We start from the raw sequence: 20,884 nt of genomic DNA, 5'->3' as shown, positions 1-20,884 counted from the left end.
CGTCTATTTTCACTATTTTTACGACTTGTTCAAATTGCCTTTACTTCGTACATTTTTCTGATAACTTTGACGTAAGCAAAGGAGGGGTTACACCATGAAGGTTGAGATCGCACCAACCAATCAAGCTCTTCCGCCGAAAGCAGCGGCTACACGCCCTAGCAGATGGCGGACTTTTTACAGGAAACTACGAAAAAACAAACTCGCCATGGTAGGCGGCTGTATCGTAATTTTTTACATCGCGATTGCCCTGCTGGCACCTTTTATCGCGCCCCACGATCCATATGAGATTGACTTGGTTAACAAGTTGAAGCCACCATCTTCTGAACACTGGATGGGTACCGATGACAAAGGTCGGGATGTACTGAGCCGTCTTTTATACGGAACACAGCTCTCGATGTCCGTCGGATTTGTCGCCGTCTTTATTGGTGCATTTTTCGGAATTATTCTCGGCTTATTATCCGGTTACTACGGCGGCTGGGTAGATACGATCATCTCCCGTATCATCGATGTCCTCCTCGCCTTCCCGGGAATCCTGCTTTCTCTAGCCATTGTCAGTGCCTTAGGGCCGAGTCTCTTTAACGTTATGATCGCCGTTGGTATCTTCTCGATTCCTGTATTTGCACGGATCGTCCGCGGCTCTACTTTGACGGTGAAAAAACTGGAGTACATCGATGCGATCCGCTCACTCGGTGCCAATGACTTCACGATTATCTTTCGACACATTTTTCCAAACATTTTGTCTCCAATTATCGTACAGGCAACGATGCGCCTTGCTACCGCGATTCTTTCCGCCGCTGGCCTTTCGTTCCTCGGACTGGGAGCACAGCCTCCTCTGCCGGAGTGGGGCGCCATGCTCAGTAACGGACGCGACTTCTTGTTTACCGCTCCGCATCTGGCCATGTTCCCTGGTTTCGCTATTGCAACTCTTGTTCTCGGCTTCAACATCTTTGGGGACGGCCTCAGGGACGCTCTCGATCCACGAATGAAACAATAGGAGGGAATGCTACATGTTTGTTTACATTACTCGTCGCCTGCTGCAAATGATTCCCGTCCTGCTCGGTGTCGTTCTGGTCGTCTTTTTGATCATGCAAATGGTTCCTGGCGACCCGGCAGTATTGCTTGCTGGTGAAGGCGCTTCTGCAGAAACGATTGCGAAAATGCGTACACAGCTCGGCTTGGATCAGCCGATTATGGTTCAATACGCACAATATGTCGTCAACGTGTTCCAAGGCGATCTTGGGACATCACTTCGCTCCAACCTCCCCGTGTGGGATGAGATCATGGCACGCTTGCCTGCTACTATTGAGCTCGCCGTTGCCAGTATTTTTGTAACGGTTGTCCTCGGAATGATCGCAGGGATCATCTCTGCTACCAAGCAATACTCTGCTGCTGATATTACGATCATGGTTATTGCCTTGCTTGGTGTATCCTTGCCAAGCTTTTGGCTCGGTTTGAGCTTGATCTACACGTTCTCCGTCAAGCTGCAACTCTTCCCGGTCGCAGGCTGGGGCACCTGGAAGCACATGGTTTTGCCAGCGATCACACTCGGTACCGCCGGAGCTGCTATCGTTGCTCGTATGACCCGCTCCAGTATGCTCGACGTCGTACGTCAAGACTACATCCGCACAGCAAAAGCAAAAGGCTTGCGTGAAACAGTCATCATTTACAAGCATGCTTTGAAAAACGCCTTGATCCCGATTATTACCGTCGTTGGCTTGCAGTTCGGTTTCCTTTTGGGCGGTACGGTTCTCGTAGAATCTGTCTTTGCCATCAACGGCTTGGGTCGTCTGATCGTCGATGCGATCCGCATGCGTGATTTGCCTGTCGTACAAGGCGGCGTACTGATCGCTTCCATTATCTTCGTGTTCGTGAACCTGCTCGTCGATGTATTGTATCGCTACTTCAATAAACGAATTGATCTGAACTAAGGAGGGATCACCATGGCGGAACAACAAGATATCATCCTGGACGTTCGCAATCTGCAAACGCATTTTTTCACAGAAGATGGCGTCAGTAAAGCAGTGGACGGCGTTGATTTCTCGCTAAATAGAGGAGAGACACTCGGGCTGGTAGGAGAATCGGGCTGTGGAAAAAGTATCACTTCCCTCTCGATCCTGCGTTTGATTGCCAGTCCTCCGGGAAAAATTGTAGGAGGAGAAATCCTTTTCAAAGGGCAAGACCTGACGAAAAAATCAGAAGCAGACATGCGCGCGATCCGCGGTAACGAGATTTCGATGATTTTCCAAGAGCCAATGACCTCGCTGAATCCGGTTTATTCGGTTGGGGAGCAAATCGCAGAGGTATTGCGCCTGCACCAAAACATGGGACGGAAGGAAGCTTGGGACAAAGCAGTAGACATGCTGCGCCTGGTCGGTATTCCTTCCCCGGAAAAGCGCGCGACTCAAGAGCCGCATGAATTGTCTGGGGGTATGCGCCAGCGTGTCATGATCGCGATGGCTCTCGCCTGCCGCCCGGAGATTTTGATCGCGGATGAACCGACGACCGCTTTGGACGTTACCATTCAGGCTCAGATTCTCGAGCTGATGAAAAAGCTGCAAGTCGAAATGGGCATGAGCATTATCATGATTACCCACGATCTTGGCGTCGTTGCAGAAACATGCGATCGGGTCGCGGTCATGTACGCAGGAAAAGTCGTAGAGTACACGACTGCACAAAACCTGTTCGCAAATCCACGACATCCATATACAGTAGGGCTGATGAACTCCCTCCCCCGTTTGGATGAGGACGTAGAAGAGCTGCAAGCTATTAAAGGGAATGTACCAAGTCCGTTCAATATGCCAGTTGGCTGCCGATTCGCTCCACGTTGCCCGCATGCAACAGAGCTGTGCCATACAAAGCTTCCTGAACTCTTGGAGTATACAGACGGAAGCAAAGTACGCTGCTGGATGTATACGTCTGAGTGGGACGGCGACACCAAGACTGCTACGGAAGTGGGGGTATGACCATGATGACGACACAAGCGAATCCAACGAAAAAGCCACTGCTGGAAGTAAAAAATCTCAAGCAGCACTTCCCGATCAAAGGCGGCTTATTGGGTCGTACCGTCAACCACGTAAAAGCCGTGGATGACATCAGCTTCACGATCCATGAAGGAGAAACACTGAGTATTGTAGGCGAATCCGGTTGTGGCAAATCCACTACTGGTCGTGCCATCCTCCGTCTGGATGAACCGACGAGCGGAACGGTACTATTCGAGGGACAAGATCTGCTGGCCATGTCCAAGAAGCAAATGCGCGATATGCGCAAGCATTTGCAGGTCATTTTCCAGGACCCGTTTGCTTCGCTCAACCCGCGCCAATCTGTATCCGCTATTCTCGGGGAAGCGTTGGCGATCCAAAATATCGTACCGGCGCATCAACGCCGCGAGCGCATTATCGAGCTGCTCGGCTATGTAGGCTTGCGTCCGGATCAAATTGACCGTTTCCCGCATGAGTTCAGTGGTGGTCAACGCCAACGGATCGGGATTGCCCGTGCCCTCGCAATGCAGCCGAAGCTGATCATTTGTGACGAAGCCGTATCGGCACTCGACGTATCCATTCAGGCTCAAGTGCTGAATCTCCTGAAATCGTTGCAGAAGCAATTCAAGCTGACGTATTTGTTCATCTCCCATGACCTCGGCGTCGTTCGTCACATCTCGGATCGCGTCATGGTGATGTACCTCGGTAAAGTGGTAGAGATCGCGGATAAAAAGTCGCTGTTCGACAACCCGCAGCATCCTTACACACAGGCACTTTTGTCTGCGATCCCGGTGCCGGACATCAATAAAAAGCAGGAACGGATCATTCTGCGCGGAGATGTACCTTCTCCGATCAATCCTCCGCAGGGCTGCCGCTTCCATACGCGTTGCCCGTATGCGATTGATCGCTGCAAAACAGAAGTACCTGGACTGACAAGTCTGCACGATACGCACCAAGTCGCCTGCCACCTTGCCCAAGTCTAATCATAGAGAGATTAAAATTTTCTAAAAACACAAGAGATCAAGAAGCAGCATGATATGATGGTAACTGCAAAATCTCTCCATACAGAAGGGATCTCATGATAAGCTTCGAAGGCTTCACTTTACTCATTCTGCTGTTTATTTTGGCTCCTATCATAGGAGCTATTGCTTTATTGTTTCTGTTCATTTTCGAGAAGCGGATTGATCTGTTAGAAAACAAGAATCTGAAGATCGAGCTGGAAAAAGAGTTGCAGCAAGCACTCTACAATCAATTGAATCAACAAATCCAGCCTCACTTCTTGTTTAATACGTTAAATGTCATTCTGAGTCTGGCGCGACTGAACCGAACGAAGGAACTGGTGAGAGCGCTCGAAGTCCTCTCCCAGTTTCTCAAATTCAAATACAAATCCACCGAGCCGTTGATTTCATTGGCGCGGGAGATTACGTACACGGAGCAGTATTTGGAGATTCAAAAGCTGCGCTTCGGCGATCGGCTCCGAATTCAGCTCGATTGTGCAGATGATCTCATGCAAGCATCCATTCCGCCATTCGTCTTGCAAACGCTCGTGGAAAATGCATTTAAGCATGGATTGGAACGAAAAATGGGCGAAGCTACCATAGACATCCGCATAAGCCGACAAGATGACGATGTCCTGCTTACAGTCATCGACAACGGTTCTTCCGGACTCACAGCATTCCAAAATGAAAGTGAGATCGAAACTGAACAGCCACATGAGGAGAGCGGTCACGGGTTGGACAACATCCGCAGGCGGCTCCACCTTTGTTTTGGTGATCATGCACATCTGGAGCTTGCTCCGATAACTGAAGGAGGAACTCTTGTGTCTGTCAGGTGGCCCTGTACGTATGAACAAATCGATCTGAGGTGAGAAGATGAACGTACTACTCGTGGATGACGAACCATTGGAGCTGGACCAACTCGAGTATTTGATTCAGCCCATGTTCCCCTTGTGGAAATTCTACAAGGCCGCAGATGGCAGCAAGGCCATGGCGATCAGCCAGAAGGTTCCTCTTCATCTCGCCTTTCTGGACATTAATCTTCCTGGGAAATCCGGGCTAGTGCTTGGCGAAGAGCTGAGAGCCCAGCACAAAGACATCGAGCTCATCATTGTAACGGCTTATCAAGATTTTCATTATGCCAAGCAATCGATCCGCCTGGGTGTCGTGGATTACATCACGAAGCCCGTCATTGAGAGCGAGCTGGTCGACATTCTGAAAAAATATCAGAAGAGCCCTGCCCTCTCTGCTTACACCCGAATTATTTCTGATGCGATGAACATCATTCATCAAAAATTCGCGGAGAAGCTGAATTTGGCTGATCTTGCCGCAGAAGTCCATATCAATCCTACCTATTTGAGCCGCCGTTTTCATGAAGAAGTAGGCGTCTCATTCTCTGAGTATTTAATGCAGTACCGCATTCAAATGTCGAAGAAGTTCCTGATTGCTCATCCTGATTGGAGCATATCGACGGTTGCGGAGCGGACTGGCTTCAACAGCCAGCACTATTTCAGCACCATTTTTCGCAAGGTAGTGGGGAAAACCCCGAAAGAATACCGGGATAAGGGGAATGGATCTTGACCTACTTATCGTTTCGCGAATATGTGGTCGGTGCAGCAAAAATCGGCATTGGGCTTGGAGTCGTCTCGATCCTCGCCCGCTGGGTGACCGGAAACACGATCTTCGGTTCACCGGAAGCACTCGTCAAATACGGAATATTTGGCGGGATCGGCTTCGCTTTGATGGGAGCATTTGCCCTCAGTATGTTTGGACTGCTTGGGCGAAAGGTCCGCCGTGAGTTATCAGAAGGGATGACCATCGGGGATTACATGCGGGACAAGCTGCATCCGTTTGGTTACTGGCTGATGATTATCATCCTTTTGATTACGACGATTGAAGCGATGTTCGTCCAGGGAATGGCTGGGGGCGTATTGCTGAACATCTTGTTTGGCTTGCCGATCCCGCTCGGCTTGCTCTGCTTTTTCGGATTTTGTGTGCTGTTTGCAGGCATCGGGGGAATCCGCTCGATCCATCGTTTTGCCATCGTGCAAATAGTCATTACGTTTGCGGCCGTCATCCTGATTCCCGTCTACTTTTTCGTCGGAAAAGGTGTCGAGCACGTCTATAACGGACTGCGCCTTTACCATCCTTACCTTCTGGTGCTCAACAACAACGAGGGTCTTTTTTTTATCATTACCGGGCTGTTGATTGGGTTTGGTCAAGTATTTGTCGATCAGGCATCGTGGCAGCGGCTCTATATGATGGAAGAGAAAAAGATCGTCCCTACCTTTCTGGTGTCCGGACTCATTTTTGCTACCGTACCACTGGCGTTTTCCTCGCTCATCATCATCGTCCTTTTTACGGGCGGCTTTGATGATATTTACTCGCTGTTGTTTGATCTCGTACGCAAGATTGACACGATGATCTTACTTGTATTATTTGTCCTCTGTGCCTTTGGTGCGATCATGTCCGCTTTCGGTGCGGGGCTTCATTCCATGATCAGCCTGATGGTCAACAACGTCTATCAGCTGTTCCGCCCAGACGCTTCTGAACGGCAAAAAATACGTTTGGGCTACATCCTTGCCATCGCTATCGGTGCGCTTTCTTATGGTTTGACGATCTACTTCCATCCGACCTTGCTGGATTTGCTGTTCTTCTTTGGCATTATGTATGCCTCGCTGTTTTTGCCTATCGTCGTCATCGTGTTGACGAAGGGAAAAGCACCTACTTTCATTTTGATCAGCGCAGTAATGGGATTCGTCGCAGGCTATAGCAGCCGGATGTACGTCGATCCGATGATGGCAATCTGGATTGCCTCCTTATGTACAGCTCTGGTCTTAACCGCCTACTTGTGCATGACCTGGCTATGGAAACGGTACATCCGAACGCCGGATCACACTCGCTGACCCACAGGAAGGAACGAATCCTATGCTACGCTCCTACTTGCTGCTCATTTTTTGCGTAACCGCTTGGGGCAGCAATTTCGTCTTCGGGAAAATGCTCGTCGCTGAGTTTTCTCCACTCTTTTTATCGGCTATGCGTCTCTTGTTTATCGTGTTGTTTCTGCTCATCTGGTCCAGAGGGCGGCTGAAAATGCCAAAGCTCTCTCGAACGGACTGGCTCTTGCTCGCGGTATTGGGAGTTATCGGTGTATTCATCAACCAGTGGTCCTTCTACAAAGGGCTCGTTACAGCTGATCCGACCACCTCTGCCCTGATCCTTGCACTGACGCCGATTACAACCGCTCTCTTGGCTGCCTTGTTCTTGAAAGAGTCGTTGACTGGTCGCATGGCAATCGGTTCGGTAATCGGTACATCAGGGGTTATATTCGTCATTTATACAGGGGCAGAGCTGCATTTTGATGTCGGTATCCTCTGGATTGTATTGACGATGCTGACGTTCGCTACCTCGATCATCCTCGTCAGGTTGTTGGGACATCGACTCCCTCCACTCGTGACGACGCTCGTATCCAATTTGATCGGCTTCGGATCGATGCTGCCTTTTGTCCTGATCAGCATCCCTACGGCCACGGTAAGCACCAGCCTTTCATCCTGGCTTCTCTTGTTTGTCACCGCTGTCGTCATGCACGGCATTGTGACCTTAATCTGGAACAGCCAGCTACAGAAGGTAGGCGCTGCCAAAGCCGCGATGTTTGCCAACCTGGAACCGTTTATTGCCATGCTTTTCGGATTGTTATTGCTGGCAAAGCCTGTAACAGGCGTACAGTTTTTCGGTGCGATTCTCATCATCGCGGGCGTGACCTTGACCACAACCTCCAAGGAGTCGCGTAAAAAGAAGAACCCCTCCTCGCTTTCATCCTGAGCAGAACAGCTCGCTGCACTTTTCATAGTAAAACAGTCGGAATTGTAGTTGAGAAGTACAATTTCATTGTTTTATACTAGGAGAAAGGCTGGCGATGTCTGTGCCGTTACATCGTGAAAAGAGGAGGGACAGTCCATGTCTACCGTAAAGCTATCCCAGTGGGAAACGATGCTGTTAGAGGCAGCCCGTGCCCATGGATTCGTCGATGAAGAAATCATCCACAAGCTGAGAACAGGTGACCCTGCGCCTTTTTCGGACGTGGAGGGCGGCAAGTACGATTACACCCCTCTGTTTGAACTGTCCAAAAATGATCCCCTTACGCTGGAAGCTGCGATTCGCGAAGGCTACCAGATCAAGTTCACCACTTTTAACGGGATCAAGTTTTTGCTAAACAAACGCTACAACATCCAAGCGGAGCATGACTATCAAGTCGAGGAGACAGCACTGCACCACGTTCGCCTACCAGACGATGCATTGGCGTGGATGCGCAGGACAATCTCCCCTAACTGGCGAATTGTTGAACTAGAAAAGCTCGCAAACACCAAAGAAACGCTCGTCAGATTTGAACTGGCAGCATCGTAAATACGAAAGAGCACTTTCCTCAGGGGAGAGTGCTCTTTTTTCGAAATGCGGGGTATTGGAAGGAGAATCATGATGACAACGACAACGCAAACGTATATCCAACACATTCAAGCAACGTATCCAGAGTTGACCATCACTTCCGCCTACTTTAACGAAATGGGCCAAAACAATGATGTGCTCATCGTCAATGACGCGTACGTGTTTCGCTTTCCGAAGTACAGCTCCGGAATCGAGCAACTGAAGGTCGAAACGAGCATTTTACGCACGGTAAAACCATATCTCTCCCTGCCGATTCCGGCTCCGATCTATTTGTCCTTTGCTGAAGAAACACCTGGGCGGGTGTTTGCCGGATATCCGCTACTCGAAGGCGAGCCTTTTACCCGAGAAGCTTTTCAAGCAGCCTCGCGTCAAAATTCCGTACCGACTGTCGCTGCCCAGCTGGCACAATTTCTTCATGAGCTGCATCAGCTTCCCGTCTCCTCCTTGCTCCCGGAGCTTATCCCCGGCGATTTTGACATGGCCAAGCAGTTGACTGAGCTGTATGAACAGATTGCTTCGAAGTTGTTCCCTGCCATGCGTGAGCAAGCGAAAAAGGATGTGGCAGAGAGCTTTGAAGCATACCTGGCAGACCCTGCCCACTTTGATTTTCAGCCCTGCTTGACCCACGGAGATTTTGGCACAGGAAATATCTTGTACTCCCCCACAAAACAACGCATCACAGGAATCATCGACTTTGGCGGCTCTGGTGTAGGCGATCCGGCATACGACCTTGCAGGGCTATGTGCGAGCTACGGGGAAGCGTTTTTGCAGTATTTCACCCCGGTTTACATCCAGCTTGAGCAGGTGCTTACACGGATGAGATTTTACCGCAGTACTTTTGCCTTGGAGGAAGCGTTGTTTGGTTTGGAAAACAACGATGAAGCAGCGTACCAAGCAGGCATGCGAAACTACCTCTAGCCTTTTACAGCACCCTGTGTGAGCCCTTCCACCAAGTACTTTTGGCAAAAGGCAAACAATAGCATCGTCGGGATGACTGACAGCACAGTAGCTGCCGACATCGCTCCCCATTCGATATCGTATTTTTTGATAAAGGCGTTCATCGCGACGGGAATCGTTTTGACCGACTCTTCATCAATGAACAGAACAGCCATAATCAGCTCGTTCCAGCATTGAACGAAGGCGAAAATAAACGTTGCCGCAATTCCGGGGAGCATGATCGGCACGATGACGCGAAACAGGGCGCTCAATCGGGAGCAGCCGTCCATCATCGCTGCTTCCTCCAAGGCATTGGGTATCCGTTGGAAAAAGCCCGACATGATGATCGTACAAAAGGGAATCAGCATGACCGTGTAGATGAGCATCAACGAAAACAGACTGTTTAAGATGTGCATTTTGGACATCATCACGTACAACGGCGTCATGCCAATGAACATTGGAATCATTTGAGTGACGAGAAATCCGAACATCACCTGACGCTTTCCTTTAAACGAAAAGCGAGCCAACACGTAACCGCCGAGCATCGCGATGAACACGACCATTGCCGAAGCGACCAAGGAAACGAGAAAGCTGTTCCAGATGTACACCTGGAAGTGGGAAATCTGAAAGATCTCCAGGTAATTGTTCAACGTCACCTGTTGTGGCCAATATTGAATCGGGAGCGAAAAGATTTCCTTTTGACCTTTGAGCGACGTAATGATAATCCAATACAGCGGGAAAATCGCAAAAGCAAGAAACAAGGTCAAGACAATCGCTCTGCCAGTCCTCCACCCTAAATGTTCACGATGCATCAGAAGTCCCCTCCCTTCTCTACTTTGGTCGCTTTCACGTAGAAGATCGTGAATAACATCAAAATCACCACGATGATGACACCCACAGCCGAGGCTTGCCCGTAGTCTTGTCCAAAGATGACTTTATCGATCATGTAGGTAGCGAATATATGGGTGGAGCCTGCAGGAGCTCCATTCGTCATCGCGTAAATAATGTCCGGAAAGTTAAGAATCCAGATAACCCGTAACAGGATCGTCACCAGCATCGTAGGCATGATATACGGCAGTGTCACCCGCCAAAACTGCTGAATCCTCCCCGCTCCATCCATCGCCGCCGCTTCGTACAGCTCCTCTGGGATCGATTGAAGGGCAGCCAGAATCATGATGGCAAAAAACGCGACACCATACCAAATATTCGCGATAATGACGGCAGCCATCGCCCAAGTTCCGTCCGCCAAAAAGGAGATCGGCGCATCGATCAGACCCGTTTTCAAGAGCAAATCGTTAATAACGCCAAACTGGGCATTGAACATCCACCGCCAAATCAGCCCAATCAGAAAGCCGGACATCGCCCACGGAAAAAAGATAAATGCCTGATAAATCCCTCTCCCGCGAAATTTTTTACGCATCATAAGGGCCAGCATGAAGCCAAACAGCAATTGAAAGACAAGGGAGAAAAACACCCAGTAAAAGCTGTTCATAGCAACACGCGGGAAGTCTGGGCTTGTCAGTACATTCACAAAATTGTCCAGCCCGATGAACTGAATATTCATTAAATCAAAAAGCGTGTAGCTCTGAAAAGACATGATGATTCCACGCACGAGTGGATAATACGTAAAGACCGAAACAAACAAAATGGCGGGCAAGAGGCACAAAAATATAAAGCGACCTTCTTTGGAAATCCGGAACGATTTCTTCCCTTCCGGCACAACCTGCTTCGTCATCATGACGATGGGTTTTTGTGTATCCAAGCTACCATCCCCCCACGTCTACTTTCGCTCGGCTTTTTCTTTGGTCCAGTATTGATCCCATTTTTTCAACAGGTCCTCTGCGGTGAGCTGATCGAGCAAAAAGCTCTGGATGTCTTTATCCGCCGTGCTTTGCCAAGCTCCCCAGCCTTTGTAGTCCACAGGACGTGAAACATCGAGGAACTTCGTCGGCTGCTGGCTCATCTCCATAAACGGTTGGAAGTAACCTGTCTTGTAAAATTCATCTTCGGCCGCGCTTTTCACGACAGGAATTGTGGAAGTCTTTTTCGCAAAATGAGTACTCTGTTCAGGATCAGAGAGGAATGCCAATCAGCTTCCACGCCTCTTCCTTGTGCTTCGAATACGCAGTCATCCCCCACCCCGGTCCACCGACTACTTGTTGAGCGACACCCGAAGGACCAAGCGGAATCGGAGCGGTTGCCCACGTCCCTTCCTGCATCTTCTCCTTGGCTCCATCAATGACGTCAGGGTCTTGAATCAGCATGGCAGTCGAACCCGCTACAAAGCCCTGTACCATCTCCTGAAAACCCCAGCTCACGGAATCTTTTGGAGAGCCTTCCTTGTAAAGCTGTTTGTAATACTGCATCGCTTCCAATGATTGCGGCGTGGAGAAGAGCGTGCGTCCATCCTTCATGAAAAAGGCAGAGTCAGGGTCGACCTCCGTCCCGTTATAGGCCCACATCGTGATCAGCGCGTAATCCCACCCGGTCGCTCCTCCCCGGAAGCTGTACCCGTAGCGGTTTTTGGAAGGGTCCGTCAGCTTTTTGGCTGCGAGCAAGAGCTCATCCCACGTCTTCGGCACCTCGATCCCTGCTTCCTTAAACCAATCCGTCCGATAATACAAGACGCGCTGGTACAGTCCATTCGGAATGTAATAAGGAGTCTTGTCCACCCAAGTGGCACGCCGTTTGGCGACGTCCGTCAGCTGATCGTAATTTTTCCATTTGTCTGTGTAGGGCTTCAAATTTTCAATGAAGCCGTTCATCGAAAACTGCTTGGCATTGAATTCGCGAACTTCTAGCACGTCCAGCTCTTCTTTTGCCATCAGCATCTGTGTGATCTTCTGATCTGCTCCTTCGAATGGAGGTGAAATCAGATCGACTTTGATCCCCGGATTCTTCGCTTCAAACTGGGCTAGCATGTCTTTTAACAGCGCAGTTCGTTGTGGGCTAGTAATGCTCTCGACCATTTTTAGCGTGACGCCATTCGCACCTGACGGCGATGTTGAGTCAAGAGTGGCCGCCGGTTGACTACAGCCTACAAGCAATGCTGTCGCCATCGTTAATTGGAGCGCCACAGAAATCCAGGAACGAAATCCCATACACGAACCCCCTCATGTTCTTTTTATTGGATAGTTTGTATTATATTAAATATTCTGAATTATAAGTTTTAATATCTTTACCCGTTTTTTCGTTTTCTTTACTCTTTTTCAGTGAGGCTTTCCCGGCACTCTTTATTTGACTAACGGGAACAAATACGCTATCACCTTATATGCTATAGCATATAAATAAAGGGGTTTGGATTCTCTATGGAATTATTCAATCTAACCGGATTTCTTCTTCACCGTACAGATATGAAAATGACGAACTATTTTAAGAAGAGGTTAAAGCAATTGGAGATCACGTCAGAGCAATGGGGCATTCTCAGTGTCATGGATGGAGAAAGAGCGATCACACAAAAGGAACTTTCGGATGCGATTGACCGCGATCAGACCACCGTCGTCAGAATGATTTACTCGCTTGAAAAAAAGGGAATCGTCATTCGTACTTTAAATGACGCGGATCGACGCTCACATAACTTGTTACTGAGTGACAAAGGGATGGAGCTAAAATCAAAGCTTCTACCCGTCGTTACCGACGCGCATAACCATGTAACGCAAAACCTTACCGATGGAGAGATTGCGGAATTGCATGCTTTGCTCGACAAACTCTATCAAGTCGTAAAAGATGAATAAATAGAGGTCTGATACTTTCTCCACCAAATACATGCTATAGCATACATTTAGCTTGATACAAAATAACGAAAGTGAGGAAGCTATCATGGTTATGGCCCTAATCGTTTTGCAAGTCATTGTTGCGATCTTCTTTATGTTTACAGGTACAAAAATTATTTCCGGTAAAATGGCGAATGAATTTGACCGCTTTGGACTCCCACCCATCTTTAACTTCTTAACTGGCTTTATCGAGATCATCAGTTCCATTGGCTTGATTGTTGGAATATGCTTTTCAATCGCGGCATTATTATCTGGATTGCTTTTAGGCGTGACCATGTTGATAGCTGCCTTCATTCTACTCGTAATTGCTAGAGATCCTTTTCCGAAAGCAATACCGGCACTCGTTCTTTGCATTCTCTCCTTTTTCGTCTCGACGTATCATTATTTAGCCTAGACAGGGGAATCTCAATACAATCATAACAGCGGCGAGTTGAAGACTTTATGATCAAGTCTTCGATCGCCGCTGCTTCATTTATGGAGTCCGTCTAGAACTTGTCTCCGCTCCTACAGAGCATCCTCAGCCCCATGAGGACCGCCCATGCTTGCTGCTGTTTTTTGAAAAAGAAACGGAGCGGTTGACCATTTTGTACATCGATCAGCGTATCGTGGCTGCTGGCCCGTAACGCGTACTCCATACCAGCAACCTCTGCTACAGGAGCATCCTCTCGAAGGAAGAGCCGCAATCTTCCGCCTTCTCTTGACGTGTACGTCCCGACGAGCTTTTCTAGCTCTTCTCTCGTTGGCGTATAGAGCGGGGCTTCGTCTTCTTTGTGTGTAAGCGGTAAACCAAGGGCAGCATTTACAGCAGCCAGCCAGACGTCCCGAATCGGCACATTTTCCAGATTGGAAAGAACGGTGACGACTAGCCCTTTTTCCGGAACGAATCCGAAGTTCGATGACACCCCGGGCTGTCCGCCACCATGCTCAACTAGCGTTATTCCTGCATAACCAGGCGTTGTTTTGAGCGCATAGCCATACCAGGTGTCTTTTGTCAGTCGATGAACTGGCTGCCACATGGCTCTAAGCGAGGCCCCATCTACTACCTGCTTCTCTTGATAGCGCCCGGCATTGACATAGAGCTGACCGTATTTCAGCAAATCAACGACGCAGGAGCGGATGCCTCCCCCCACTTCATAGTTACCAAGCGTGGGCCACGACACTCTTTTCAGTTGCTGCTCCTCCCCTTTGACATAAGGGACGGAGACATCGGCGAAGCGAGCCACTTCTTCCAGGTTATAGGTCGAGCGATTCATTTCGAGCGGCGCTAGCAGGCGTTCTGTTACATAGGAACGGTAGCGCTGCCCAGTGACACGTTCGATAATAGCTCCCAGCAGGAGAAACATGTCGTTACTGTAACTGATATACTCACCCGGCATACCAAGGGGTTCAAATTGGACTTCGTTCAAATAGACAATATGCTCGGGCAGTCTCGTCAGTTCTTCACGGCGTAGCAGCGGTGGAACACCTGAAGTATGAGAGAACAAATGATGGATCGTGATTTTGTCCGTATGTATGTCTCCCTTTCCTTGTAAATCAGGCAAATAGTTGCGAATCAGGTCGTCAACAGACAGCTTGCCTTCTGCCACGAGCTGCATGATAGCGGCAGCGGTAAACGATTTGGTAACCGAAGCAATGCCGAAAATGGTCTCGGGTGTTACGGGCTGATTCGTCCCCAGATCTGTAACACCAAAGCCTTTTTGATAGATGGTCTCACCATCCCGAGAGATGCCAATGGAGAGCCCCGGCACCTTTTCCTTCTCTATGAACTGTTGTATAAATACTTCCAGAGCTGAAACGCTTGCGTGGTCCATTTCATTCCCCTGCCTTTGGTTGAAAGATTCTAGCTAGCAAAAAGAGTGTTCCAAAAGTCATTCGACCTCTTCCCACTCAAAAGAATAGGCCAACACATCGATACAAGAGTCATGCGCGCATAATACCCAATGCTTGACTCTAGGGGACGTAAATCCAAATGCTTCTTTTACTGTCGACTCCATAACTTCGTAAAATCCCGGATTTGGGCAAACATCCGTTTTATCCCATTCATCACGCAAAGATACTCTCCCATCATAGTACTGATCGAGCATGCTGAAATCATATCGCTCGTAGCCCTGCATTTTACCGTACATCGTAAAAAGACAAATTGGCCGGAAAGTAATTTTGATGATAGCACTGCCCGCCTTATTGTATTCGTCGTCTGGGATGTCCTCCCCATATTGCTCTTGCAGCTCAGACAAAACTTCATCGTAGCGCTTTTTATTATATCCACACAACACTTCCACGCTTACTTCCCGCTCCTCATAACCAGTAAAACCGACGAAATCATGTGAGGGGCTGATCATCCAGGGAACTTCGACAGGTACAACTTTCATTTGACTCATTGATTTACCCCTGCTTCAAAGAACACCCTTTCATCAAATGTCATCCCAAGATAGCTGTACTTTACATGCACTCTGTCTATTGCTTCATGATGAACGACACTTAGTCCATAAATTTCATCGTTTTTCGTAGCAGTACCCTCATCCATTTTTTTAAAATAAGCAGAAGGAGATGTGCCAGCTTTTATCGCTACATCCTCTAGATTCTGAAATCCATACGGCTTGGAGCCCGGATTATCAAAATCATCCGTTATGATGAACCCTTGCAAAGCATTACTAACCTGCACTTTTGTTATTGATGGTGTTTCATCGTTATTCACTGAAACATCTATGATTTTTACTTCACCAAAGCCCTTATTACCCATGCCCACAACAACAGATTTATGATCTTCGCTTGAAGCACGGGTGCCAATTTCCAATGGCGGATTACCTTTTACAAGAGAATAAAAACCTCCCACAACGATTGCTAGAAGTAGTATAGAAATCCACAATCTTTTCTTCAATTTTCCCATCCTTACTCGTTGTTTTTTCCAGTGCTATTGAAAACTATAATTTGGTAAGTTCTATCAGAAACAGCCGATATCCTGCACGTAAGGCAGAGAATCGGCTGTCAGTTCCCTTACGAATTATGATTGAATAAACGCCATCAGCTTCTTATTAAAGTCATCCGCCTGACATATCGGCAAGCCGTGTCCACTATTATCAAACGAAAACAGCGTAGACCCTTTGATTTGCTGCTGAGTGAGCTCGGCGCTTTTGAATGGAATCAATTGATCGTGAATCCCATGAAAAATTCCGGTCGGCACGCGGATTTGACCCAAGTCATTGATGACATTCTCTCTCACTGCTGCTTGCATGATTTTGATGAGCGCATAGGAAGCGGAATTCAGCCCCATTTTGACAAACCACTGGAGCGTAGCAGTCCCTAAATTTCGATTGAAAAACTGCAAAGACACTGTGTTTAATAACTCAGGCAAATTGGCGTACATCTGACTGATCAGCCCCTCCGCTTGCTCCTTCGTGACGCCGTATGGAGAACCCGGCATTTTTACAAAGGAAGGAGAAACCGCATCCACTAACGCTAGCTTGGAAATATGCCGCCCCTCATAACGAGACATATACCGAATCGAAATGGCACCGCCCACCGAAAAACCTAGCAAGACAGCATCCCTAATCTGTAAGGCTTCCAAAACGACATAGATGTCATCTGCTAAGCGATCATACGTATAGCCGCTCCATGGTTTGTCCGATTGGCCGTTGCCGCGTATGTCCATGGCAACACAGCGGAAACCGTGCTGGGGAAGTACGTTGAATTGGTAGGAAAACATGTTATGGTTGAGCGGCCAGCCGTGAACGAAAAAAATCGTTTTGCTATTCGGGCCAGGATTGAGGTCTTCAACGAAAACCGTGACACCCTTTTCGACTTCAATGTACATAACCCTACCTCCTGTATCACACCATGCACCTCTTTACACTCAAGGTATGTCACCAGTTGTAGGGTTATGTTACTACTGTCCTAAGCCCTGACTTGGATACGCATGAACGATGCGTCCTTTTCTTCCCTTGGTCGTGACTGCTTGCGCCAGTGAATGGTAAATGGCTTCCTCTGTCGCTTCTGCCGCAGCAACAAACAGTTCGTTCATGATCGGATGATCCTCACGTAGTTGCACGCGCGTTTCCGTAATGGTTGTTGTCTGATGGGGGATTTTTTGTGCTGTGGAAAAAGCGATGACGATGTCGCCGCTTCCATGCCCAAAATGGCTGCCCGTTCGTCCCAAGCCGATTCCTGCGCGCTTTGCTACTCGAAGCAGTTGTCGATCGCTGAGCGGCGCATCTGTCGCCAGTACGATGATAATGGAGCCATCCTCAGACTTCTCCACTGCGTTTTCATTGCTTTTGCAGCTTGTGAACAGATTTGCTCCCAAGAAATCATTTTTGTTGCCAAAGTTACTGAGTACCAAAGTCCCCAATGTATAGGTCTGCTCCTCAGCCACTACGATACGAGAAGACGAGCCGATACCACCTTTATAGCCAAAGGCAATCATCCCCGTCCCTGCCCCGACAGCTCCTTCTTCTACGGCCTCGTCCGTTGCGTTCTGAATCGCTTCTCTAGCATCTTCCGGGCGCACGACACAGCGACGAATGGAATTGAGATGACCATCGTTGCATTCGCCCACGACAATGTTGATCGTCCCTGTCGTGTCCCCGATCTCTTCATTGGTATCCAGCATGTATTGCAGAGTCCCTTGTGTAACCGCAGGGACGGAAAACGTATTGGTGAGCATGATCGGCGATTCCAAAACCCCCAGCTCATTTACTTGCACGAGTCCCGTCGTTTTGCCGAAGCCGTTGATCACATAGCTGGCTGCGGTTACCTTTTCCCGAAACAAGCTGCCGCCATGTGGCAAAATGGCTGTCACTCCTGTACATGCATAGTCGTCGTTGTCCAGCTCATGCTGTATCGTCACATGTCCAACTCGGACTCCGGCTACATCCGTAATGTCATTTTTCTCACCAACCGGCAGTCTCCCAATTGTCGCACTAAGCTGCCGCATTTTTTTCGTCATACATTCCATTCCTTTCGTGCATCTATGCCGATTGCTTACACGGGACGATTGCGCAGAAAGTTTTCATAGGCAAACCCGCGCACTTCTTCTTCCTTATAATGCTTGAGCAGCTCGTTAATCAGGTTTTGGCTCTGCCCCGCATGCTCCAAGCCCACGACCTTTGCGGTAATGCCGTCAAAGTCAGAGCCGAGCCCGATATGACGCACGCCACCGAGTGAACAAAAATGCTCGATGTGCTTAATTAGATCATCTATCGTGGTTGGTGTCGTTTCATTGATAAACTGGGTGCAGTAAACGACATGTACATTCGCGCCTTTGGCAAATAACGCTTTTGCCTGTTCATCCGTCAGATTGCGTGGATGGTCGCAGATCGCTCGTGCATTTGAATGACTCGCGATCGGATATGTAGCGAGCTCAATTGTATCCCAGAAGCTGCCCTCTCCTAGATGTGAGACGTCCGTCAACATTTTATGCTCATTGTGGAACTGAATGATTTCCTTGCCAAAGGTCGTCAGTCCGGCATTCCTCGGTTCCAGCGCACCATCTGCAGCGAGATTCGCGAAGTTCCAGGTGAGGCCCACAGAACGAACCCCTAGCTGATAAAAAATGTGCAGCTTTTTCAAATCGTTACCGATTGGCTCTACCCCTTCCAGCGTCAGCAACGCTCCGATTTCTCCTTCTTGCAAACGGTCGAGATCGCTCCAATCACGGATTTGTTTCATTTCTGGATGTTTTCCGAGAACCTCTGTATAAAAGTAATGAATTTGATCTAAAGCTTTTTGAAAACGTTGCTCCGTGGACAATTCAGGTGATGTCCAGATCGCATAGCACTGCAGCTTCACCCCGCCATCGTGTAGCCGTTTCCTGTTGACGTCCAGCTCGTCCGCATCTGCAAAGGACAGAGCCCCATTTTTCTCCCAAATTTTCAGAAGTGCATCACAGTGCAAATCGATAATCGGCATTCTGGCCATTTTCATCCATCCCTTGGGCTATTTTCTTTTGATAACTCTACCTATTCTGCTAATTTTACGTTAATGTAATTTTATAAGCGATTCCAATTAAAATTTGCAATAGGCCACTTTAAAAATTCACATAATGGAGCCACTACTTATGAATATGGAGCAAATGGAAGCATTCATCTTTGTCGCCCTGACCGGGAGCTTCAGCAAAACGGCTGATTTGCTCTATCTGTCACAGCCCACGGTTAGCATGCGAATCAAGGCACTCGAAACAACTATGGGCTGTAAGCTGTTTCAACGTACGGGTCATACGATTTCTCTTACAAAGGAAGGCGATCTGTTCCTTCCCTATGCCAAAAACATCATGCATATGCTACAAGAGGGACAGCAAGCCATTCAGCGATCGCAAGGCGATGTAGAGGGAGAATTGACCATCTCCACCGTTTTTGTCTCCGCCTTTTACATTTTGCCTGACCTCGTCCAGCAGTTCCAGCAGTTGTACCCCAAAATCAAGCTGACGATCCTCACCGGACATTCTCATCAGGTGCTCGATATGGTTCTAAACCATGAGGTGTCGTTCGGAATTGCTCGTGCCGTTACCCACCCACAGATTAACCGGATTCAACTGATGCCGGATGACATGGTCTTAGCGATTTATCCCGACCATCCGTTTGGATTCCGTCAACGGGTTTCCATTGAAGAAGTCGCACGTGAACGATTGATCTTGTTCAATCGGGGCTCGCTCGACTGGAAGCTGATCAACAATGCGTTCAGCCATTTTCAGCTGCAAAACAACGTCATCATGGAGGCTGACAATATCGAGGTCGTGAAGCGGATGGTCAAACAACGGCTGGGCATCGCCTTTTTGCCTCGGTTTGCCATCTCCAAAGACTTGGACGAAGGGGAACTCCAGGAAGTAGACGTCTTGAATCTGCCGCAAATCAACCGGAACTTCGAGCTGATTTACCTCAAGGATACACCTGTTCACGGGATTATGCGTACGTTTATCGACTTTTTGATGCAGAGCAAAGCCTTGCAGCAGTAGGAAAGGCCATCGGTTTACTCCCTAAAAAAGCTTCGCATCTGAACCAATGGAGTTGGTTGATGCGAAGCTTTTTTAAGGAAGCGCTGCGTCTCTCTCATACTTTTTTCCGTGCTCGCAATTTTGTACGAATGATGATCTCCGCCGTCACGACAAGTCCAATCAGGGCGGCATATACACCGATTGTGTAGCTAAGCTCATACGGCAAACCTATTACCTTCTCTACGATCAGCTTCATGAGATGAATCAGCATGTTGGTAAATAAGAAAACAAAACTCCGGACCATCCATTCCTTATGCTTCATGACTTGGCGCTTTTTTATTTTGACGAGCGCCGTAATAGTGATGGCCGGCCAGATAATGTTCAACAGGTGGAAGGGCCAACTCGCCACTTTTCCGCCCGTTACATAAGGAGCCATATACCCCGATGTGACTACCACAACCAACACACTAAAAAGATAAACGTACCCTGTTACTTTATGTAGCTTGCGGTTCTGGGCGAGCAGCTTGTCCGAAAAGTTAGCCACCCCACAGATTAGGGCAATCAGGGCGAAAAACAAATGGACGTACATGACCGTAAGCCAGATCGATGTGTTCATTCGCTCTTTGTTGAAATCAGACTTATGACTGAGAAAGCCTTTTGCTTCTGGGTCGATGATAAAGTTTTGCACGAGTGCATACGTGATGGCTATACAAGCGACGAAAATGACAATCGAATATGGTTTGATACGGTTCACCTGTCACACAACCCTTTGTTCGATTTTTTTGATACCGAACGGTTCGGTCTCTTTTTGATTTTACATGATTGCCTTCTTTC

General features: G+C 48.4%; 24 protein-coding genes. 13 read left to right on the top strand and 11 right to left on the bottom strand.

Annotated features, from left to right (window positions below):
* Nucleotides 1–94 precede the first annotated feature (94 nt).
* The 10 genes from nikC to ACUUHJ_RS08570 all read left to right on the top strand — a co-directional run bounded on the left by nikC (nucleotide 95) and on the right by ACUUHJ_RS08570 (nucleotide 9,334).
* On the top strand, nucleotides 95–994 hold the full coding sequence (gene nikC / locus ACUUHJ_RS08615) for a nickel transporter permease (protein ID WP_012685286.1): 900 nt from the start codon (nucleotides 95–97) through the stop codon (nucleotides 992–994).
* Nucleotides 995–1,007: 13 nt separating this feature from the next.
* Entirely contained in the window at nucleotides 1,008–1,928 is a 921-nt protein-coding gene (gene nikB, locus ACUUHJ_RS08610; RefSeq protein ID WP_012685285.1) for a nickel ABC transporter permease, read from the top strand.
* A gap of 12 nt (nucleotides 1,929–1,940) precedes the next feature.
* Complete coding sequence (locus ACUUHJ_RS08605; RefSeq protein ID WP_289676897.1) at nucleotides 1,941–2,963, top strand: ABC transporter ATP-binding protein; 1,023 nt, start codon at nucleotides 1,941–1,943, stop codon at nucleotides 2,961–2,963.
* Nucleotides 2,964–2,965: 2 nt separating this feature from the next.
* Nucleotides 2,966–3,961: an ABC transporter ATP-binding protein gene (locus ACUUHJ_RS08600; RefSeq protein ID WP_041749311.1), complete on the top strand. Its 996-nt coding sequence runs from the start codon at nucleotides 2,966–2,968 to the stop codon at nucleotides 3,959–3,961.
* A gap of 95 nt (nucleotides 3,962–4,056) precedes the next feature.
* Entirely contained in the window at nucleotides 4,057–4,845 is a 789-nt protein-coding gene (locus tag ACUUHJ_RS08595) for a sensor histidine kinase (RefSeq protein WP_289676896.1), read from the top strand.
* A 4-nt stretch (nucleotides 4,846–4,849) separates the two neighbouring features.
* Nucleotides 4,850–5,554: a response regulator transcription factor gene (locus ACUUHJ_RS08590; RefSeq protein WP_289676895.1), complete on the top strand. Its 705-nt coding sequence runs from the start codon at nucleotides 4,850–4,852 to the stop codon at nucleotides 5,552–5,554.
* Nucleotides 5,551–6,879 carry a sodium:solute symporter family transporter gene (locus tag ACUUHJ_RS08585; RefSeq protein ID WP_472298684.1) on the top strand — a complete coding sequence of 443 codons (1,329 nt, stop codon included), beginning with the start codon at nucleotides 5,551–5,553 and terminating at the stop codon, nucleotides 6,877–6,879. Before ACUUHJ_RS08590 ends, ACUUHJ_RS08585 begins: the two co-directional genes overlap by 4 nt.
* Nucleotides 6,880–6,901: 22 nt before the next feature.
* The gene (locus ACUUHJ_RS08580; RefSeq protein ID WP_289676891.1) at nucleotides 6,902–7,795 is read left to right on the top strand and encodes a DMT family transporter; all 894 of its coding nucleotides are present in this window, start codon (nucleotides 6,902–6,904) and stop codon (nucleotides 7,793–7,795) included.
* A gap of 135 nt (nucleotides 7,796–7,930) precedes the next feature.
* A complete protein-coding gene (locus ACUUHJ_RS08575; protein ID WP_012685278.1) occupies nucleotides 7,931–8,377 on the top strand; it encodes a hypothetical protein in 447 nt (148 codons plus the stop codon).
* Between the two features lie 72 nt (nucleotides 8,378–8,449).
* On the top strand, nucleotides 8,450–9,334 hold the full coding sequence (locus ACUUHJ_RS08570; RefSeq protein ID WP_472301159.1) for a phosphotransferase family protein: 885 nt from the start codon (nucleotides 8,450–8,452) through the stop codon (nucleotides 9,332–9,334).
* Here the strand turns inward: ACUUHJ_RS08570 and ACUUHJ_RS08565 are convergent.
* From ACUUHJ_RS08565 to ACUUHJ_RS08550, 4 genes are read right to left on the bottom strand one after another with little or no spacing between them, the layout of a single operon-like run.
* The gene (locus ACUUHJ_RS08565) at nucleotides 9,331–10,164 is read right to left on the bottom strand and encodes a carbohydrate ABC transporter permease (RefSeq protein ID WP_289676889.1); all 834 of its coding nucleotides are present in this window, start codon (nucleotides 10,162–10,164) and stop codon (nucleotides 9,331–9,333) included. The genes ACUUHJ_RS08570 and ACUUHJ_RS08565 overlap by 4 nt on opposite strands.
* On the bottom strand, nucleotides 10,164–11,114 hold the full coding sequence (locus ACUUHJ_RS08560) for a carbohydrate ABC transporter permease (RefSeq protein WP_472298683.1): 951 nt from the start codon (nucleotides 11,112–11,114) through the stop codon (nucleotides 10,164–10,166). Before ACUUHJ_RS08560 ends, ACUUHJ_RS08565 begins: the two co-directional genes overlap by 1 nt.
* A gap of 18 nt (nucleotides 11,115–11,132) precedes the next feature.
* Nucleotides 11,133–11,441 carry a hypothetical protein gene (locus ACUUHJ_RS08555; protein WP_472298682.1) on the bottom strand — a complete coding sequence of 103 codons (309 nt, stop codon included), beginning with the start codon at nucleotides 11,439–11,441 and terminating at the stop codon, nucleotides 11,133–11,135.
* Entirely contained in the window at nucleotides 11,425–12,453 is a 1,029-nt protein-coding gene (locus ACUUHJ_RS08550; RefSeq protein ID WP_472298681.1) for an ABC transporter substrate-binding protein, read from the bottom strand. Before ACUUHJ_RS08550 ends, ACUUHJ_RS08555 begins: the two co-directional genes overlap by 17 nt.
* Nucleotides 12,454–12,660: 207 nt before the next feature.
* On the opposite strand from ACUUHJ_RS08550, the gene ACUUHJ_RS08545 reads away from it, so the two are divergent.
* Nucleotides 12,661–13,086: a MarR family winged helix-turn-helix transcriptional regulator gene (locus ACUUHJ_RS08545; RefSeq protein WP_472298680.1), complete on the top strand. Its 426-nt coding sequence runs from the start codon at nucleotides 12,661–12,663 to the stop codon at nucleotides 13,084–13,086.
* A 91-nt stretch (nucleotides 13,087–13,177) separates the two neighbouring features.
* Nucleotides 13,178–13,519 (top strand): DoxX family protein, encoded by a 342-nt coding sequence (locus tag ACUUHJ_RS08540; RefSeq protein ID WP_289678056.1) that lies wholly within the window; start codon nucleotides 13,178–13,180, stop codon nucleotides 13,517–13,519.
* A 91-nt stretch (nucleotides 13,520–13,610) separates the two neighbouring features.
* Here the strand turns inward: ACUUHJ_RS08540 and ACUUHJ_RS08535 are convergent, their stop codons facing one another.
* From ACUUHJ_RS08535 to ACUUHJ_RS08510, 6 genes are all read right to left on the bottom strand, one after another.
* Nucleotides 13,611–14,936, bottom strand: a complete 1,326-nt coding sequence (locus ACUUHJ_RS08535; RefSeq protein ID WP_472298679.1) for a serine hydrolase domain-containing protein — start codon at nucleotides 14,934–14,936, stop codon at nucleotides 13,611–13,613.
* Between the two features lie 57 nt (nucleotides 14,937–14,993).
* Entirely contained in the window at nucleotides 14,994–15,503 is a 510-nt protein-coding gene (locus ACUUHJ_RS08530) for a hypothetical protein (protein ID WP_472298678.1), read from the bottom strand.
* Nucleotides 15,500–16,012, bottom strand: a complete 513-nt coding sequence (locus ACUUHJ_RS08525) for a hypothetical protein (RefSeq protein WP_289676883.1) — start codon at nucleotides 16,010–16,012, stop codon at nucleotides 15,500–15,502. Before ACUUHJ_RS08525 ends, ACUUHJ_RS08530 begins: the two co-directional genes overlap by 4 nt.
* Nucleotides 16,013–16,126: 114 nt before the next feature.
* Nucleotides 16,127–16,936, bottom strand: coding sequence for an alpha/beta fold hydrolase (locus tag ACUUHJ_RS08520; RefSeq protein WP_472298677.1), 810 nt, complete (start codon nucleotides 16,934–16,936; stop codon nucleotides 16,127–16,129).
* A gap of 72 nt (nucleotides 16,937–17,008) precedes the next feature.
* Complete coding sequence (locus tag ACUUHJ_RS08515) at nucleotides 17,009–18,067, bottom strand: DmpA family aminopeptidase (RefSeq protein ID WP_472298676.1); 1,059 nt, start codon at nucleotides 18,065–18,067, stop codon at nucleotides 17,009–17,011.
* Nucleotides 18,068–18,102: 35 nt separating this feature from the next.
* The gene (locus ACUUHJ_RS08510; RefSeq protein ID WP_041749308.1) at nucleotides 18,103–19,038 is read right to left on the bottom strand and encodes a dipeptidase; all 936 of its coding nucleotides are present in this window, start codon (nucleotides 19,036–19,038) and stop codon (nucleotides 18,103–18,105) included.
* Between the two features lie 139 nt (nucleotides 19,039–19,177).
* On the opposite strand from ACUUHJ_RS08510, the gene ACUUHJ_RS08505 reads away from it, so the two are divergent.
* Complete coding sequence (locus tag ACUUHJ_RS08505) at nucleotides 19,178–20,071, top strand: LysR family transcriptional regulator (RefSeq protein WP_472298675.1); 894 nt, start codon at nucleotides 19,178–19,180, stop codon at nucleotides 20,069–20,071.
* A 94-nt stretch (nucleotides 20,072–20,165) separates the two neighbouring features.
* Here ACUUHJ_RS08505 and ACUUHJ_RS08500 read toward each other — a convergent pair whose 3' ends face one another.
* Entirely contained in the window at nucleotides 20,166–20,804 is a 639-nt protein-coding gene (locus tag ACUUHJ_RS08500) for a DUF2306 domain-containing protein (protein ID WP_472298674.1), read from the bottom strand.
* Between the last annotated feature and the right edge of the window lie 80 nt (nucleotides 20,805–20,884).

This window comes from Brevibacillus schisleri (assembly GCF_055685845.1).
The sequence above is the reverse complement of the archived record's forward strand: the minus strand, read 5'-3'. Positions and strand labels throughout refer to the sequence as shown.